The sequence below is a fragment of the Qipengyuania sp. CAU 1752 genome (assembly GCF_054482615.1).
Window position 1 is genome coordinate 2,528,762 of sequence record NZ_JBTLRE010000001.1, and the last position, 15,810, is coordinate 2,544,571.

Annotated in this window: 17 protein-coding genes, 1 tRNA gene and 1 other RNA gene; 9 read left to right on the top strand and 10 right to left on the bottom strand. The window is 62.0% G+C overall.

What is annotated here, in order from left to right:
- Entirely contained in the window at positions 1 to 1,311 is a 1,311-nt protein-coding gene (locus tag ACXYL9_RS12375) for a UDP-glucose dehydrogenase family protein (protein WP_459039794.1), read from the top strand.
- 6 nt (positions 1,312 to 1,317) lie between these two features.
- Here the strand turns inward: ACXYL9_RS12375 and ACXYL9_RS12380 are convergent, their stop codons facing one another.
- From ACXYL9_RS12380 to ACXYL9_RS12400, 5 genes are all read right to left on the bottom strand, one after another.
- Positions 1,318 to 2,100, bottom strand: a complete 783-nt coding sequence (locus ACXYL9_RS12380; protein WP_459039795.1) for a hypothetical protein — start codon at positions 2,098 to 2,100, stop codon at positions 1,318 to 1,320.
- A 45-nt stretch (positions 2,101 to 2,145) separates the two neighbouring features.
- Positions 2,146 to 2,520, bottom strand: an RNA gene (rnpB, locus tag ACXYL9_RS12385) — RNase P RNA component class A.
- A gap of 38 nt (positions 2,521 to 2,558) precedes the next feature.
- Positions 2,559 to 3,263: an N-acetylmuramoyl-L-alanine amidase gene (locus ACXYL9_RS12390; RefSeq protein WP_459039796.1), complete on the bottom strand. Its 705-nt coding sequence runs from the start codon at positions 3,261 to 3,263 to the stop codon at positions 2,559 to 2,561.
- On the bottom strand, positions 3,260 to 3,904 hold the full coding sequence (locus ACXYL9_RS12395; RefSeq protein WP_459039797.1) for a histidine phosphotransferase family protein: 645 nt from the start codon (positions 3,902 to 3,904) through the stop codon (positions 3,260 to 3,262). The genes ACXYL9_RS12390 and ACXYL9_RS12395 overlap by 4 nt, the downstream gene beginning before the upstream one ends.
- 126 nt (positions 3,905 to 4,030) lie before the next feature.
- The gene (locus ACXYL9_RS12400; protein ID WP_459039798.1) at positions 4,031 to 4,462 is read right to left on the bottom strand and encodes a M67 family metallopeptidase; all 432 of its coding nucleotides are present in this window, start codon (positions 4,460 to 4,462) and stop codon (positions 4,031 to 4,033) included.
- Here ACXYL9_RS12400 and ACXYL9_RS12405 point away from each other — a divergent pair.
- The 4 genes from ACXYL9_RS12405 (at position 4,443) to ACXYL9_RS12420 (ending at position 8,106) form a co-directional block, all read left to right on the top strand.
- Positions 4,443 to 5,387 carry an RluA family pseudouridine synthase gene (locus ACXYL9_RS12405; protein WP_459039799.1) on the top strand — a complete coding sequence of 315 codons (945 nt, stop codon included), beginning with the start codon at positions 4,443 to 4,445 and terminating at the stop codon, positions 5,385 to 5,387. The two genes, ACXYL9_RS12400 and ACXYL9_RS12405, sit on opposite strands and share 20 nt — an antisense overlap.
- 124 nt (positions 5,388 to 5,511) lie before the next feature.
- Positions 5,512 to 6,417 carry an RNA polymerase sigma factor RpoH gene (gene rpoH / locus ACXYL9_RS12410; protein ID WP_459039800.1) on the top strand — a complete coding sequence of 302 codons (906 nt, stop codon included), beginning with the start codon at positions 5,512 to 5,514 and terminating at the stop codon, positions 6,415 to 6,417.
- 89 nt (positions 6,418 to 6,506) lie between these two features.
- Positions 6,507 to 7,175, top strand: a complete 669-nt coding sequence (mtgA, locus tag ACXYL9_RS12415) for a monofunctional biosynthetic peptidoglycan transglycosylase (protein WP_459039801.1) — start codon at positions 6,507 to 6,509, stop codon at positions 7,173 to 7,175.
- 4 nt (positions 7,176 to 7,179) lie between these two features.
- Entirely contained in the window at positions 7,180 to 8,106 is a 927-nt protein-coding gene (locus ACXYL9_RS12420) for a cation diffusion facilitator family transporter (protein ID WP_459039802.1), read from the top strand.
- A 3-nt stretch (positions 8,107 to 8,109) separates the two neighbouring features.
- Here ACXYL9_RS12420 and ACXYL9_RS12425 read toward each other — a convergent pair whose 3' ends face one another.
- The 3 genes from ACXYL9_RS12425 to ACXYL9_RS12435 form a co-directional block, all read right to left on the bottom strand.
- On the bottom strand, positions 8,110 to 8,460 hold the full coding sequence (locus ACXYL9_RS12425; RefSeq protein ID WP_459039803.1) for a DUF1648 domain-containing protein: 351 nt from the start codon (positions 8,458 to 8,460) through the stop codon (positions 8,110 to 8,112).
- Between the two features lie 3 nt (positions 8,461 to 8,463).
- Positions 8,464 to 9,735, bottom strand: a complete 1,272-nt coding sequence (gene clpX, locus ACXYL9_RS12430; protein ID WP_459039804.1) for an ATP-dependent Clp protease ATP-binding subunit ClpX — start codon at positions 9,733 to 9,735, stop codon at positions 8,464 to 8,466.
- Between the two features lie 192 nt (positions 9,736 to 9,927).
- Entirely contained in the window at positions 9,928 to 10,629 is a 702-nt protein-coding gene (locus ACXYL9_RS12435; RefSeq protein ID WP_459039805.1) for an ATP-dependent Clp protease proteolytic subunit, read from the bottom strand.
- A gap of 252 nt (positions 10,630 to 10,881) precedes the next feature.
- Between ACXYL9_RS12435 and ACXYL9_RS12440 the strand changes: the two genes are divergently transcribed.
- Complete coding sequence (locus ACXYL9_RS12440) at positions 10,882 to 12,981, top strand: TonB-dependent receptor plug domain-containing protein (RefSeq protein WP_459039806.1); 2,100 nt, start codon at positions 10,882 to 10,884, stop codon at positions 12,979 to 12,981.
- Between the two features lie 75 nt (positions 12,982 to 13,056).
- Here the strand turns inward: ACXYL9_RS12440 and tig are convergent, their stop codons facing one another.
- Together tig and ACXYL9_RS12450 are read right to left on the bottom strand one after the other, a co-directional pair.
- The gene (tig, locus tag ACXYL9_RS12445; protein WP_459039807.1) at positions 13,057 to 14,631 is read right to left on the bottom strand and encodes a trigger factor; all 1,575 of its coding nucleotides are present in this window, start codon (positions 14,629 to 14,631) and stop codon (positions 13,057 to 13,059) included.
- A 60-nt stretch (positions 14,632 to 14,691) separates the two neighbouring features.
- Positions 14,692 to 14,776, bottom strand: a tRNA-Leu gene (locus tag ACXYL9_RS12450).
- Between the two features lie 185 nt (positions 14,777 to 14,961).
- Between ACXYL9_RS12450 and ACXYL9_RS12455 the strand changes: the two genes are divergently transcribed.
- The 3 genes from ACXYL9_RS12455 (at position 14,962) to ACXYL9_RS12465 (ending at position 15,805) form a co-directional block, all read left to right on the top strand.
- Entirely contained in the window at positions 14,962 to 15,207 is a 246-nt protein-coding gene (locus ACXYL9_RS12455; protein WP_459039808.1) for a hypothetical protein, read from the top strand.
- Between the two features lie 24 nt (positions 15,208 to 15,231).
- On the top strand, positions 15,232 to 15,420 hold the full coding sequence (locus ACXYL9_RS12460) for a hypothetical protein (protein ID WP_459039809.1): 189 nt from the start codon (positions 15,232 to 15,234) through the stop codon (positions 15,418 to 15,420).
- A 73-nt stretch (positions 15,421 to 15,493) separates the two neighbouring features.
- Positions 15,494 to 15,805, top strand: coding sequence for a DUF3297 family protein (locus tag ACXYL9_RS12465; RefSeq protein WP_459039810.1), 312 nt, complete (start codon positions 15,494 to 15,496; stop codon positions 15,803 to 15,805).
- Positions 15,806 to 15,810 lie beyond the last annotated feature (5 nt).

A 15,810-nucleotide genomic window follows, 5' to 3' on the forward strand; every position in this document is an offset into this window, starting at 1 on the left:
ATGAAAATCGCGATGGTCGGCTCGGGCTATGTTGGTCTGGTTTCGGGGGCGTGTTTTGCCGATTTCGGGCACGAAGTGGTGTGCATCGACAAGGACCAGTCGAAGATCGACCGCCTGCACGATGGTATCATGCCGATTTACGAGCCCGGCCTCGATGCGCTGGTGGCGGGCAATGTCGAGGCCGGCCGCTTGAGCTTTACGACCTCGCTGGCCGAGGGGATCAAGGGTGCCTCGGCGATCTTCATCGCGGTCGGCACGCCGAGCCGGCGCGGCGATGGCCATGCCGATCTGACCTTCGTCCACCAGGTCGCCCGCGAGATCGGCCAGAACCTTGCCAATGACGCGGTCGTGGTGACCAAGTCGACCGTGCCGGTCGGCACCGGCGACGAGGTCGAGAGGATCATTGCCGACACCAGCAGACGCCATCGCTTCGCAGTCGTCTCCAACCCCGAGTTCCTGCGCGAAGGCGCGGCGATCGGCGATTTCAAGCGGCCCGACCGGATCGTGATCGGGGCCGAGGACGATTTCGGCCGCGAGGTGATGAGCGAAGTCTATCGCCCGCTGTTCCTCAACGAATCGCCGATCCTGTTCACCAGCCGCCGTACCAGCGAGCTGATCAAATATGCCGCCAACGCCTTCCTCGCGACCAAGATCACCTTCATCAACGAGATGGCCGATCTGTGCGAGAAGGTCGGCGCCGATGTCCAGGACTTGGCCCGCGGAATCGGCATGGACGGACGCATCGGGCCCAAGTTCCTGCATGCCGGACCCGGTTATGGCGGATCGTGCTTTCCCAAGGATACGCTGGCGCTGCTCAAGACGGCCGAGGATTACGACAGCCCGGTGCGGATCGTCGAGGCGGTGGTCAAGGTCAACGACAGCCGCAAGCGGGCGATGGGCCGCAAGGTGCTCGACGCGCTGGGCGGAATGGAAGCAGGGCGCGGCAAGAAGGTCGCGCTGCTCGGACTGACGTTCAAGCCCAATACCGACGACATGCGCGACAGCCCGGCCATCGCCGTTGCCCAGATGCTGACCGATGCCGGGGTCGAGGTAGCAGCCTATGATCCCGAAGGGATGGAGCAGGCTGGCCCCCTGATGCCTAAAGTAGCGATGCAGGACGACCCGTATGCCGCCATCGATGGCGCCGATGCCGTGGTGATCGTGACCGAGTGGGATGCGTTCCGCGCGCTCGACTTCGAGAGGATCAAGACCCTCGCCAAGGCCCCCGTGCTCGTCGACCTGCGCAATATCTACCAGCCCGAAGACATGAAGACCCGCGGCTTCGAATATATCAGCATCGGCCGAGCCTGAGCGGACTTAGCCGAACCAGCGCCGACGGTTCGTCCCTTCGCGCAGGCCGCCACTCATCGCCGCAAGGACGAGTAAGGCTGACACACTGCAGGCAATGGCAATGCTTGCCGCCTGCTGCCCGCCCTTGAAATAGATCGCCAGCAGCGCCCAGCAGAAGACCAGCGCATACCAGGGGTTGCCGCGGCTTTGGTAAACAGCCGCAGCGGCGATAGCGCCGCCGACCAACACCATCAGCGCGGCGATGGCGGGGTATTCGTTCCCGCCAGCAACCCCGTAATAGACCAGCGTCGCCGAAATGTTGACGATAGTGGCCGCAGTCAGCCAGGCTGCCAAAGCGCTGAAGGTCAGCGCGACAATGAATCGCTCTGCCAGAGTAAAATCGCGTTCAAACTTCACCATGATGCGCAGGATCGCCAGCAATCCGATCAGCGAGATGGCGATGATGATGGCGCTCAGAGCGGTGAGGTTGGCGAACTGGGTATAGGTCGCCCAAGCCCCCTGCGCGGCTAGCGCGATCGCCGCCCACCAGCCGATCCGGCGCAGCAGAGCGTTGTCGGCTTGTGCCGGCAGAGATTGCCAGATCGCGAAAATCGCGGAGCCAAGAAATAGCGGACCCCAGATGGCGAATGCCCAGCCCGATGGCGTGATCAGCGTCCGCACACTGTCAGAACGGTCACCAATCGGTTCGCCGAGGCCTAGTTGCGGCAGGAAGGTCGCGCCGATCTGCCACGCAACTGCCAGGATGATGGCGATACGCTGGGCGGTGGAACGGTGGATCGTGTCGGGCATGGGCTTGGATCGCCGCTTCGGTGCCTGCCGTCAAGAACGCGATGTAATGCCAGGGGGCCTGTAAGCCGGGTTCTGTCCCGCCGAAGCGGGGGCAGCCATTCATCTGGGCGGAGGATTGCTCCCCTGCTCAAGCAGCCAACCCGGACTTCTCGGAACGAAGCGTTCCTGCCCCCGCGAAGGGGCGCGAAGTCCCTATTTGGCCTTGCTCCGGGTGGGGTTTGCCATGCGGAGACTGTCGCCAGCCTCCCGGTGCGCTCTTACCGCACCCTTTCACCCTTGCCCCGACCAGCGGGGCGGTCTGCTCTCTGTGGCACTGTCCCTATGGTTTCCCACGGCGGGCGTTACCCGCCACCCTTACTTCGTGGAGCCCGGACTTTCCTCGCGTCCCTTGCGGAAACACGCGGCTGCCCAGCCCCCTGGCACGGCCGCATATAGGCACGAAATTCGGCGCAGGGAAGCTAGCGTGTGACCCCGCGATCCCGGTCGAGCAGGAGCTGGAAAAGGATGGCGCAGATCTGTCCGTCGATATTGCCGTCGATCTTCTCCGGCCGCCAGCGGCGCTGGAACGCCTCGATCGCCTTGTGGCCGTCGGTCACGTCATAGCCGAAACGTTCAAGCGCCAGGTAAAAAGCCCCGTCATTGTCGAATGGATTGCCCAACTCGAGCTTGCGCGGCTTGGGCAGGCACAAGTCGTATTCGGCCAAGCGGTCCCACGGAAACAGCTCGCCCGGATCGGTCTTGCGCGCCGGGGCGACATCGGAATGCGCGACCACATTGGTGCGGGGGATGTCATGCCGCTGGATGATGTCGTGCAAAAGTGGGATCAATGCGTCAATCTGCGCCTCGGCGAAATCGCGATAGCCCAATGCATGGCCGGGATGGTCGAGCTCAATCCCGATGCTGGCCGAATTGACATCCTTGTGGCCGCGCCAGAAAGCAACGCCCGAGTGCCAGGCGCGCTTGTCCTCCGCCACCATTTGCGTGACCTCGCCATCCTCGCTGATGAGATAATGTGCGCTCACCCCGGATTCGGGATCGCATAACTTGTCCAGCGCAGTCTCGACCGGCTTCATCTCGGTATAGTGCAGCACCACCATGGTGATCGGCAATCGCCGGTCGTTGAAGTTGGGCGAAGGCCGCTCGTGATGGACCAATTCGTTCATCCGCCCGGCAGGACCGCGCCCAGAACCAGCGCCTCGTCACTGAGGTGATACTGCAATTCGCCCTCCGCACTCTCGGCCAGCAGCGCGAGCATATGTGCAGGGGCAGTCCGGCCGGACAGGCCATCGGCTGGCAGCTCGCCTTGCAGTGCGCGACCGATGGTTTCGTCGAAAGCGATTTTTGGGCCGGCAGCGCGGACGACGATTTCGCTCGCCCCATCGCGACGTTCGGCCCCGACATCGAGCGTGCCGCCGCGTACCAGGGCCTCGAGACCCATCTGGGCGAAGTTGAGCATCACCTTGATGGCCGGCTTGGGCAGGCTGTCGGCTGCCAGCGCCCAGTTGATCTCGACCTTGCGAGAATCGGCGGCCAGAGCCTCGATCACCGCCTTGGGTTCGGACACATCGACCCGGTCGGCAAAACCACCGGCCGCGCCATAGGCGAGCCGGAAAAACTTCAGCTTGTTGGCGCTGGTGCGGGCACTCGTCTCGAGCAGTTCGAGACAGCGCTGGCGCATTTCGGGATCTTCCTCCTCGGCCAAAAGCTCAAGCCCATTGCTGAGCGCGCCGACGGGCGAAAGCAGGTCATGGCAAAGCCGTGAACATAGCTGGCTGGCAAGGGTAACGGCATCGATATCGTTCATAGTCGCGGGCCAAATCCTACAGGATGGAACACATGGAACACTGTCCTAGCGAAATTTCCGCCCCCTGCCAGCGGGCGTGAGCGAGGGATGCGAAAAATAGGTCCAGGCATTCGACATAAAGCACGTCTATCGTTCGATGGCCTGGTAGGAAACCGAGGCGAACCCGTCTGGCCGATCTTCCCATATCGTGACGACACTCCCAGCGATCACCAGCCACAGCTTGCCATCGCTTGCTCCATTGCGCCGGTCCTGCGCCGATAGACCGGATCTGCCATTGGGGTGTGAATGATAATAACCAGCAATTGCAGGTCCGCCGGCTCGCTCGCCGCGATGGGCGTCAATCAGCGCCTGGGGATCGATCTCGAAATGAGTTTCTGGCGCTGGGTGGACGTTGCGGGCCGGGATAATCCCGGCAACCCGGTCACCTGCCCACAGCAGGATGCCGCAGCATTCCTGCGGGTGCGCCTGTTCCGCCTCAGCGCGGATCGCCGTCAACACGTCCCTTGTCACCTCGATATGCATCGCGCATGGCCCTAGCATGAGCGCGCCCGAAGTCATCACCGGAACCCTGCACACCGGCGGTCGTCTCGACAAGGCACTGGCCGAAGCGTCGGGCCTGTCACGCGAGCGGGTCAAGAGCCTGATGGCAGACAAGGCTATCACCGTCGCCGGCGCACTAGCCACCAACCCTTCGGCCAAGTGCGCTGCAGGCGCTGACTTCAACATCACCCTTCCAGCCACGATCGAGCCCAAGGCAGCACCGCAGGACATCCCGGTGGACGTCGTCCACGAGGACGAGCACCTGCTGGTGGTGAACAAGCGGGCCGGGATGGTCGTCCACCCGGCAGCGGGGAACCAGGACGGAACGCTGGTCAACGCTCTGCTGCACCATTGCCGCGGCCAATTGTCGGGCATCAACGGTGTTGCGCGCCCGGGCATCGTCCACCGGATCGACAAGGACACATCGGGCTTGCTGGTGGTGGCCAAGACCGACGCCGCGCACGAGGGCTTGGCCGCGCAGTTCGCCGATCATTCGATCCATCGCCGTTACCTGGCGATCTGCGCGGGATATCCCAACCCGCGCGCCGGTACGATCGACGCGCGGCTCGGCCGCAGCGACCGTGATCGCAAGAAAATGGCGGTGCTGGCCAAGGATTCCTCGCGTGGCAAACACGCGGTTACCCATTATGCCACCTTGAGGACCCTGGCAGGCTGCGCCCTGATCGAATGTCGGCTCGAAACCGGTCGGACGCACCAGGTCCGCGTTCACTGCCAGTCAATCGGCCACCCGCTATTAGGAGACCCAACATACGGACGTGATCCCAAGCAGTTACGTCCGATTCTCCAGCGTATCGGGTTCGCCCGGCAGGCGTTGCATGCCAGCGAGCTTGGATTTGTTCATCCGGTCACAGGCCAGAAGGTGTCGTTTACCGCGGATTTACCCGCAGACATGCAGGAACTGATCGACGAAACCGAACGTTAAAATCGATGAATGACGGTGTAAACCAGTGGCCCGTCTGCTATATGCGAAAGTGTGGCCCACCCGCCGGATGCCCATCAGGGGTCCGCGCCAAACCGGGGTCGACGCAAGAAAGGTTAGGGATAGAGTGAGTAACAGCAAGGCAGTCGCCATTCCGGCGCTCGGCGGAGAGCAGAGTCTCAACCGCTACCTCTCGGAAATCAAGAAATATCCGATACTTACGGCTGAGCAGGAATATATGCTCGCCAAGCGGTACCAGGAACACGAGGATCCCGATGCTGCGGCGCAGCTGGTCACCTCGCACCTGCGGCTCGTGGCCAAGATCGCCATGGGTTATCGCGGCTACGGCCTGCCCGTTTCGGACCTGATTTCCGAAGGCAATGTCGGCCTCATGCAGGGCGTCAAGAAATTCGAACCCGATCGCGGCTTCCGCCTCGCCACCTATGCCATGTGGTGGATCAAGGCGAGCATGCAGGAATTCATCCTGCGTAGCTGGAGCCTGGTCAAGATGGGTACCACCGCCGCACAGAAGAAGCTGTTCTTCAACCTGCGACGGATGAAGAAACAGCTCGAGGCTTACGAGGACACCGACCTCAGCCCGGCCGATGTGACCAAGATTGCTACCGACCTCGGCGTGCCCGAGCAGGAAGTGATCAACATGAACCGCCGGATGATGATGGGTGGCGACGGGTCGCTCAACACGCCGATGCGCAATGGCGAGGACGGCTCGGGCGAATGGCAGGACTGGCTGACCGATGATCGTCCTCTTCAGGACGAAACCGTGGCTGATGCCGAAGAGGCGCAGGTTCGCCATTCCATGCTGCTCGAGGCGATGGACGCGCTCAACGAGCGTGAACAGCACATCCTGACCGAGCGACGCCTGACCGAGAACCCGCAGACGCTCGAAGAGCTGAGCCAGGTTTACGATGTGTCACGCGAGCGTATTCGCCAGATCGAAGTGCGCGCTTTTGAAAAGCTGCAAAAAGCAATGCAGCGGATCGCCGGTGAAAGGCTGATGCCCGCCGCCGCATAAGGCAAAAGCGATGAAAAACTACGAAGCCCCGTACCCTATGGTGCGGGGCTTCGTTGCATTTGCGCATTGCTGCACCTAATCGACTAGCCATGTTCTGGATCGCCAGGCTCGTAGCCAAAATCATCCTTGGATTCGTCGCCCTCAGTCTGGTGCTGGTGGTGCTCTACCGGTTCATGCCCGTCCCCTACACTGCCACGATGGCGATGGACGAACACGCGGTGACGAAAGACTGGGAATCGCTCGCTAATATCGACCGCGACCTGGTCCGTGCCGTCATTGCGGCCGAAGACGGCAAATTTTGCACTCACGGCGGCTTTGATGCCGATGCCATCGCCAAGGCCGCCGCCAGCAATGCCCAGGGCGGACGTATCCGCGGCGGATCGACGATCAGCCAGCAGACCGCCAAGAACGTGTTCCTGTGGCAGGGCGGGGGATATGTCCGCAAAGGCTTTGAAGCCTGGTTCACATTCCTGATCGAGAAGATCTGGGGCAAGCGCCGAATCATGGAAGTCTATCTCAATGTCGCTGAAACCGGCATCGGCACCTATGGCGCAGAAGCCGGGGCGCGGCGCTATTTCAACAAGTCGGCAGCGTCGCTTTCGGAAGTCGAAGCCGCCCGCATGGCCGCTGCCCTGCCGCTGCCCAAGCGGCGCGCCGTGAGCAATCCCTCGGGTTGGCTCCGCAGGCATGGCAACACCCTTGCCGCGCGAATCGGCGTGGTCCGGCGTGACGGCCTCGATACCTGTGTCTACGAGTAGGTCGATGGGCGCAGCGCATTCTCACTCCGGCGATGACGGGCACGCGCACGGCGCAAGCCACGCCCATGCCCACGCACCCAAGGATTTCGGGCGAGCCTTTGCCATCGGAGTCATTCTCAACACCGTCTTCGTCATCGTCGAGGCGACCTATGGCTACCTGTCGGGTTCGATGGCGCTGGTGGCGGATGCCGGGCACAATCTGTCGGACGTCATGGCGCTGTTGCTTGCATGGGCCGCCGCCGTGGCAGCGCGCAAACCCGCAACTGGGCGCTATACCTACGGCTTCAAGAGTTCGACCATCCTCGCCGCGATCGCCAATGCGGCGCTGCTCTTCATCGCCATCGGGGCGATCCTGTTCGAGACCGGGCAACGCCTGCTCGATCCGCAACCTGTCGAAGGCTGGACCATGATCGTGGTCGCCGGGATCGGGGTGGTGATCAACACTGCCACCGCACTGCTGTTCGTACGCGGGCAGGAGGACATCAATATTCGCGGCGCATTCCTGCACATGGCCGCCGATGCGCTGGTGTCGGTGGGCGTGGTCATCGCCGGGGCGGCGATCCTGCTGACGGGACGAACCTGGATCGATCCGGTCACCAGCCTGCTCATCATCGCGGTTATCGGCTGGGGCACCTGGGGCCTGGCCCGCGACAGCCTCAAGATGGGCCTCAACGCGGTACCAGCCGGGATCGACGAGAAGGAAGTCGAAGAGTTCCTGACCGGTCTGGATGGGGTCGAGCGGGTCCATGACCTGCATATCTGGCCCATGTCGACGACAGAGACAGCGCTGACCGCGCACCTCGTCATGCCGAACGGCAATGGCGAAGACGCGTTTCTTGCCTCGCTCTCACACGATCTGGAACACCGCTTTGGTATCCACCACATGACCGTCCAGATCGAACGCACGGCGCAATGCGGCGGCGGGTGTTAGGGCTTAGCCTGCGTCGTGCTTGCGCGCCCAACGTTCGTGCAGCCAAAGAACCAGTCCCTGCGCTCCGAGTATCGCCAGGCAGGCAACCACCAGGCTGGCGACCGGGTCTCCGTTCTGGAGTTCAGTTGGCGCCAACCGCGTCGCGAGCGCTGTCGCCACCAGCATTGTGACAAAGACGCCGGGCAAGAGCCAAGCCATCAACCTGCGCGACGCAAATCGCGTAGGCTGGCCACGAAAATCGTAATGCGCAGGTAGCTGCTCGAAGCGGCGATAGCGGCGGTCCGTCCAGACAGCCGAGAAGACGAGTGCGACGACGGTCAGCAGGACTAGGCCCCACTCACCGTCGATCGCCATCGATCAGGCCGCCTCTTCCTTCTTGCTGTCATCGTCATTAGCGACAACGCGAATCGGTTCCTTCTTGCCGGCAACAACGTCGGCATCGATCACGACTTCGCTGATGTCCTCGAGATCGGGCAGGTCGAACATGGTATCGAGCAGGATTCCCTCGACGATTGATCGCAGGCCGCGTGCACCGGTCTTGCGCTTGATCGCACGCTTGGCGATTGCAACCAGGGCATCATCTGTGAAGGTCAGCTCGACATCCTCGAGCTCGAACAGCTTGCGATACTGCTTGACCAGCGCATTCTTCGGCTCCTGCAGGATCGTCACCAGCGCATCGACATCGAGGTCATGCAGCGTGGCGATCACGGGCAGGCGGCCGACGAATTCGGGGATCAAGCCGAACTTGAGCAGATCTTCCGGCTCGCTCTTTTCGAGCAGTTCGCCGATCTTGCGCTTGTCGGGATCAGCGACATGCGCGCCGAAGCCTATCGAGCGCTTCTGCAGGCGGTCGGCAATGATCTTGTCCAGCCCGGCAAAAGCACCGCCGCAGATGAACAGGATGTTGGTGGTGTCGACCTGCAGGAATTCCTGCTGCGGATGCTTGCGGCCGCCCTGCGGCGGGACCGAAGCAGTGGTGCCTTCCATCAGCTTGAGCAGCGCCTGCTGGACGCCCTCGCCACTTACGTCGCGGGTAATGGAGGGATTCTCCGCCTTGCGGGTGATCTTGTCGATCTCATCGATATAGACGATGCCGTGCTGCGCCTTGTCGACGTTGTAGTCGCTCGACTGCAGCAGCTTGAGGATGATGTTCTCGACGTCCTCGCCCACATAACCGGCCTCGGTCAGGGTGGTGGCATCGGCCATGGTGAAGGGCACGTCCAGGGTGCGCGCCAGCGTCTGCGCCAGCAGCGTCTTGCCTGAACCGGTCGGACCGACCAGCAGGATGTTGGACTTGGCCAGCTCGACATCGCCGGACTTGCCGGAGTGCTTGAGCCGCTTGTAGTGGTTGTGCACCGCGACCGAGAGAACGCGCTTGGCGCGGTCCTGACCGATGACGTAGTCGTTGAGCGTGCCGCAGATCTCGGACGGCGAGGGTACGTCACCTTCCTTGCGACCGGTCAGACCAGCCTTGGTTTCCTCGCGGATAATGTCATTGCACAGCTCTACGCATTCATCGCAGATGAACACGGTCGGGCCGGCGATCAGCTTGCGCACTTCGTGCTGCGACTTGCCGCAGAAGCTGCAATACAGCGTGGATTTGCTATCTGTTCCGCTCAATTTCGTCATATCCCAAGGCTTTCGGGCCAATTCCCGCTGATTTGCGGGGATTCGGACGAGAGTATCGTCCGCAGCCCGATTTGCAACCATTGCAGTATAGCCGGAAGACCTTGCCCGTGGCTGAAGGGGCAAGGTTTCCCAATGATTTCGATGGTCTGTCCCACCAAGGGGCGGGTCGGACCGTGTTTATTGTCGGATCGGCTACTCGGGCGCGCCGCCAGAGCCGTCTTTTTCGCCGTCTTCATTCTCGGGCCGGGTCTCGAAAACCTTGTCGACGATGCCGAATTTCAGCGCTTCATCGGCTTCGAGGAAGGTATCGCGGTCCATCGCCTTCTCGATCTCGTCGAGCTTCTTGCCGGTATATTTGACGTAGAGATCGTTCATCCGCTTGCGGATGCGCAGGATTTCGCGGGCCTGGATCTCGATATCCGAGGCCATACCGCGGGCGCCGCCCGAAGGTTGATGGACCATGATCCGGGCATTGGGGAGTGCAATCCGCATTCCCGGTTCGCCGGCAGCGAGCAGGAAGCTGCCCATGCTGGCAGCCTGGCCCATGCACACGGTCGAAACGCGCGGCTTGATATACTGCATTGTGTCGTGGATCGCCATGCCGGCCGTGACCACGCCGCCCGGCGAGTTGATATACATGCTGATCGGCTTGGACGGGTTCTCGCTTTCGAGGAACAGCAACTGCGCGGTGATCAGCGAAGCCATGCCGTCTTCGACCTGGCCAGTCACGAACACGATGCGTTCGCGCAGCAGGCGGCTGAAGATGTCGAAGCTGCGCTCGCCACGGCTGGTCTGTTCGACCACCACGGGGACCAGGGCCCCGGTCACCGGATCGCGGGTAAACTGGCCCTGCGTTCCGTGGGTTTCGCCAAGCTGCGCGCTGAGATCGATCATGGGGGATGCTTTCCTTCGAATTTGCGTCGGTCGCCTATGTCGGCGGTGGACGGGCTTTGTTCAAGTCCTTTAACCCTCGCAGCTGTGAACGCAGTCCGCTTGTCTGGGAACGCGAACAGCGATGCCCCGTTTCAACCTGCAACCTTGATCGTCACTAGTCTGGCAAATTTGACTACCGGTCGATGTTTACTGTTGTAAACGAGCGCATGGGCGAAAGCAGCAGTCCCCCGGATCGCAAAATGAGACAGACCCTTGCTACTGCTGACCCCCACCCGCTCGCTCGCATTACTGCTTGCCCTTTCGGCCAGCGCGTCCCCCCTCGCCGCGCATGGGGAAACCGCTGACTCGGCCGAGGTCTCTCTCGAAGGATCGGTTGCCAACAGCGCAGCCGGACGCGTTTACGAGCCCGCCTATTTCGCCCAGTTCGCCCCACGCAACGCGCTCGACATGGTTCGCCGCATTCCCGGCTTCACCATCAATGATGGCCAGCGCGGCCAGCGGGGTCTCGGGCAGGCCAACCAAAACGTCATCGTCAACGGTGGGCGTTTCTCCAGCAAGTCCGATTCCCTCCGCGACCAGTTGCAGCGGGTTCCCGCTGCCAACATCATCCGCATCGAAATCGTCGATGGCACTGCACTCGATATTCCGGGACTGTCGGGCCAGGTCGCCAATATCGTCGTGCGCAGTGTCGGGACATCGGGCCAGTTCGTGTGGCGCACCGGCTTTCGCCCGCACAATGCCCAGGCCCAGCTCTACGGCGGCGAAGTCTCACTTAGCGGCAGCAGCGGCGAGCTAAGCTACACCGTCTCGCTCTCCAACGAGAATAACCGGTTCGGCGCGGACGGCCCGACGCTGGTGACCGATGCCAACGGAGCGCTGATCGAAGAACAATTCAGCAAGTTTTCCGGCAAGTTCGACAATCCAAAGCTCAGCACCAATTTCAGCTATGATTTCGGCGGCGACACAGTCGCCAACCTCAACCTCAGCTATGGTGAGGACTTCTTCTCGGCGCTTGAACCAGAAACGGGTCTCGATGCCGCCGGCGTACTACGGACGCGCGACCTATCACGCGACGAGGACGGTCCCGAATACGAGATCGGCGGCGACATCGAGTTTCCGTTCGGCCCCGGCAGGCTCAAACTGATCGGACTGGAACGGTTCGAGCGTGACAATTTCGGCAGCCAATTGGTCGATAGCTACAGCGATGGCCGCCAGTCTGAAGGTTTCATGTTCGAACAGGTCAATGAGACCGGCGAACGCATCGGCCGCGGAGAATATAGCTGGAATATGTGGCAGGCCGACTGGCAGGTTTCGGGCGAAGCGGCCTTTAACCGCCTGAACCGCGCCTCGCGCCTGTTCGTGCTCGATACCGGTGGTGAATTTGCCGAGCTGGACTTCCCCGCCGGGACTGGCGAAGTAACCGAGGATCGCTACGAAGGCCTTGTCAGCTTCAGCAAGTCGCTAACCAACAAGCTCTCGCTCCAGCTGACCGCCGGAGCGGAATATTCGAAGATCGAACAGACCGGCGCGGCAGCCAATTCGCGCAGCTTCCAGCGGCCCAAAGGTTCGGCATCTCTCAACTGGAAAGCCGCCGACGATCTCGATTTCGCGCTCGAAGTGCGGCGCCGGGTCGGTCAGCTTTCGTTCGGCGACTTCCTCGCCAGCGTCTCGCTCAACGACGAGAACCAGAACGGAGGCAACAACCAGTTGCAGCCCGACCAGAGCTGGAATGTGGAGATGGAGGTCAACAAGGGACTGGGTGCATGGGGATCGACCAAGCTTCGGATACGGCAGACCTGGTTCGAGGATTTCGTCGATTTCGTCCCCCTCCCCTCCGGAGGTGAAGCACGTGGCAATATCGGCAATGCGACCCGCTTCCACGTTGAATTCAACACCACGCTCAAGGGCGAGCCGATCAGCTTCGACGGCGCACAGCTGGAAGTGCGCGCGGTCAAGCGCTGGACGGATATCAGCGACCCCTTCACCGGACAGAAACGCGCCTTCTCGCGCGACCTCAAAGACCTGCTCGACATCGATTTCCGGCATGACGTCCCGACGACCGACTGGGCCTGGGGTGCCAGCCTGTTTACCGAGAACAAGGCGCCCTATTCGCGACGCTTCGAAACCGGGCGCGATTACGAAGGGCCAAGCTTCACATCGCTGTTCGTCGAGCACAAGGACGTGCTCGGGCTGACGGTCAATGCCAGCTACGGCAACGTGCTGGGCGCGCGCAACAAGTTCGAACGCACCGTCTTCACCGGTGACCGGCCTGACGCCCCGATCCTGTTCCGCGAAGTCCGCGACCGCCGCATCGGCCCGATATTCCGCCTCAGCATCAGCGGGAGTTTCTAGTGCGCGAACGAAAAGCGCCGCCCGGCCTGGTGGCCGGGCGGCGCATTCGATTTGCTCAAGCCGAGCGGCTGGAGGTCAGCTCTTGGCCTTGCTCTTGGCCGGGGCCTTCTTCGCTGCCGGCTTTTTCGCCGGAGCCTTCTTGGCGGCAGGCTTTTTCTCGCCCTCGTCCTTTTTGGCAGCGGCCTTTTTGGCGGGCGCCTTCTTGGCCGGGGCCTTTTCCTTGGCGGCGGGCTTGTCGGCCTCGTCCTTTTTCGCAGCCTTCTTGGCCGGGGCCTTCTTCTTGGGCGCAGCCTTCTTCTTGGCCGGCTTCTTGTCGTCCTCGGCCTCGGCTTCGATGGCCGCTTCGAGCTCTTCGCGGGTCACTTCACGGTCGGTGATCTCGGCCTTGTCGAACAGGAAGTCGACGACCTTGTCCTCGTAAAGAGGCGCGCGCAGCTGGGCGGCGGCCATCGGATCGTTGCGAATGAACTCCATGAAGCGCTCGCGGTCTTCTTCGCGATATTGCTGCGCAGCCTGGGTCATCAGCATGGTCATTTCCTGCTGGCTGATCTGCACGTCATTGGCCTGGCCGATTTCCGACAGCAGCAGGCCAAGGCGCACGCGGCGTTCGGCGATCGAACGGTAATCGTCCTTCTCGGCTTCGATTTCCTTCATCGCCTTGTCGGGATCTTCCTCGTTCGCAGCTTCCTGCTGCAACTGGTTCCAGATCTGTTCGAACTCGGCATCGACCATGCCCTGCGGCACGGGGAAATCGTGTCCCGAAGCGAGCTGGTCGAGCAGCGAGCGCTTCATCGCCGTACGGGTCAGGCCGCTGGTTTCCTGCTCGAGCTGGCCACGGAGCAGTTCCTTGAGCTTGTCGAGGTTCTCGAGGCCCAGATTGGCGGCGAAATCGTCGTCGATCTTGGTCTCGGTCTCGGTCTTGACCTGCTTGACGGTGACTTCGAATTGCGCCTCTTTCCCGGCTAGGTGATCCGCCTGGTATTCCTCGGGGAAGGTGACGGTGATGGTTTTCTTGTCGCCGGTCTTCACGCCGACCAGCTGGTCTTCGAAGCCGGGGATGAAGGTGTTCGAGCCGAGCACCAACGGTGCGTCTTCGGCCTTGCCGCCTTCGAACTCGACGCCGTCGACCGAGCCGACGAAATCGATGATGACCTGATCGCCTTCGGCGGCCTTCTTGGTCTTGGCGGCGTCCTTGTAGGTCTTGTTGTTGCCGGCAACGCGCTCGATCGTTTCCATCACGGCTTCTTCCGAAACCGGAACGGTCAGCCGTTCGAGCTTGAGGCCGTCAACGCTGGGCACTTCGACTTCGGGAAGGACTTCGAGTTCGACGGTGACGACGGCATCCTTGCCCTTCTCGTAATCGTCATTGAGGTTGATGGCGGGCTGCATCGCGGGACGCAGCTTGTTCTCGGCCATCAGCTTGTCGACCGATTCGCGGATCGTGTCGTTGAGCACCTGGGCGTGCAACTGCTCGCCATGCATCTTGCGGACCAGGTTCGCGGGCACCTTGCCAGGCCGGAAGCCGGGCATTTGCACCTGCGGCGCGATCTTGGTGACCTCGGCATCGATCTTGGCATCGATTTCCTTGGCGCCCAGCGTCAGCTCGTAGCCGCGCTTGAGGCCTTCATTGGTGGTCTCTTTGGTCTGCATGGGAGTGTCTTTTGCGCTTTCTGAGTAGGCTCTTTTGCGAAGGGTTGCCGGGCGGCGAACTGGTGCGGGCGAAGGGACTCGAACCCCCACATCTTGCGATACTGGTACCTAAAACCAGCGCGTCTACCAATTCCGCCACGCCCGCTGACCCGAACGATGCTGCGCGCTACACCGAGGGGTGCACCGCGTTGAAGGCGCGCCTCTAATGCCTCTGCCTGCAAAGGGCAAGGCTGTCGATGACAGGGGCCATGACAGGGCGGACCAAAGCGGCGACGAATAGTGGAACGAAAGGCTCCGGACAGACGTTTTGCCCGTGAAAGGATTTGCCAGATGTCGCGCTATGATACCCCCAAGGTCCCGCCTGCCACGCCGCCAGTGGTCAATCCCGATGCCGACCCCGAAGATACGCTCGACCGTGCGGATGCCGACGGCGATTCCGGCTGTGACGGCTCACGCGATTCGCGCCATGAGCGCGATATGAGCGAAATTGCCAAGGAGCGGGCCGGCACCCTGGCCGAGCGTGACAAGCGCGACGGCTTGGGCGAAGCCGCGCTCAACCAGCTTCCCCCCGACTGAGAGCCTCAGCAAAGGAATATGAGCATGGCCACCACCCCCGAACCGCCGCCGCCCGACACGATCGAACCCGTAGCTCCTCCCGAGCAACCCTCGATCACACCGCCTCCCGAACAGCCAGAGCCCCGCCCCGACGAAATCGAGCCGCCCGTCCCTGATTTCGACGACCCAGGCCGCAGCCCGGACGAAGCCCCGCCGGAAATTCAGCCATCATAGTCGGTGGGTCGCGACGGCGAGCCGCTGCTTATGATATTGTCAGCGGCAGGCCGTGCGACTATCGGACCGCGCTATGAACGACGAAACAACACCAGATAGCGCGCCTGCCAAGAGCGGCGCCGACACTCCGCCCGAGCACCTTTCGGTCCACCCTGGCAACCCCGCTTTCGATGCCGATGCGCTTCAACGCGGTGTCGGAATTCGCTTCAAGGGTAAGCAGCGCACCGACATCGAGGAATACTCGATTTCCGAAGGGTGGGTGCGTGTGCAGGCGGGCAAGACCGTCGATCGCAAGGGCCGGCCCCTGACTATCAAGCTTAGCGGACCGGTCGAAGCGTGGTTCGAAGATCTCGGCGAAGACGCCCCTGTCGCCAAGAAGGACTAAGCTCT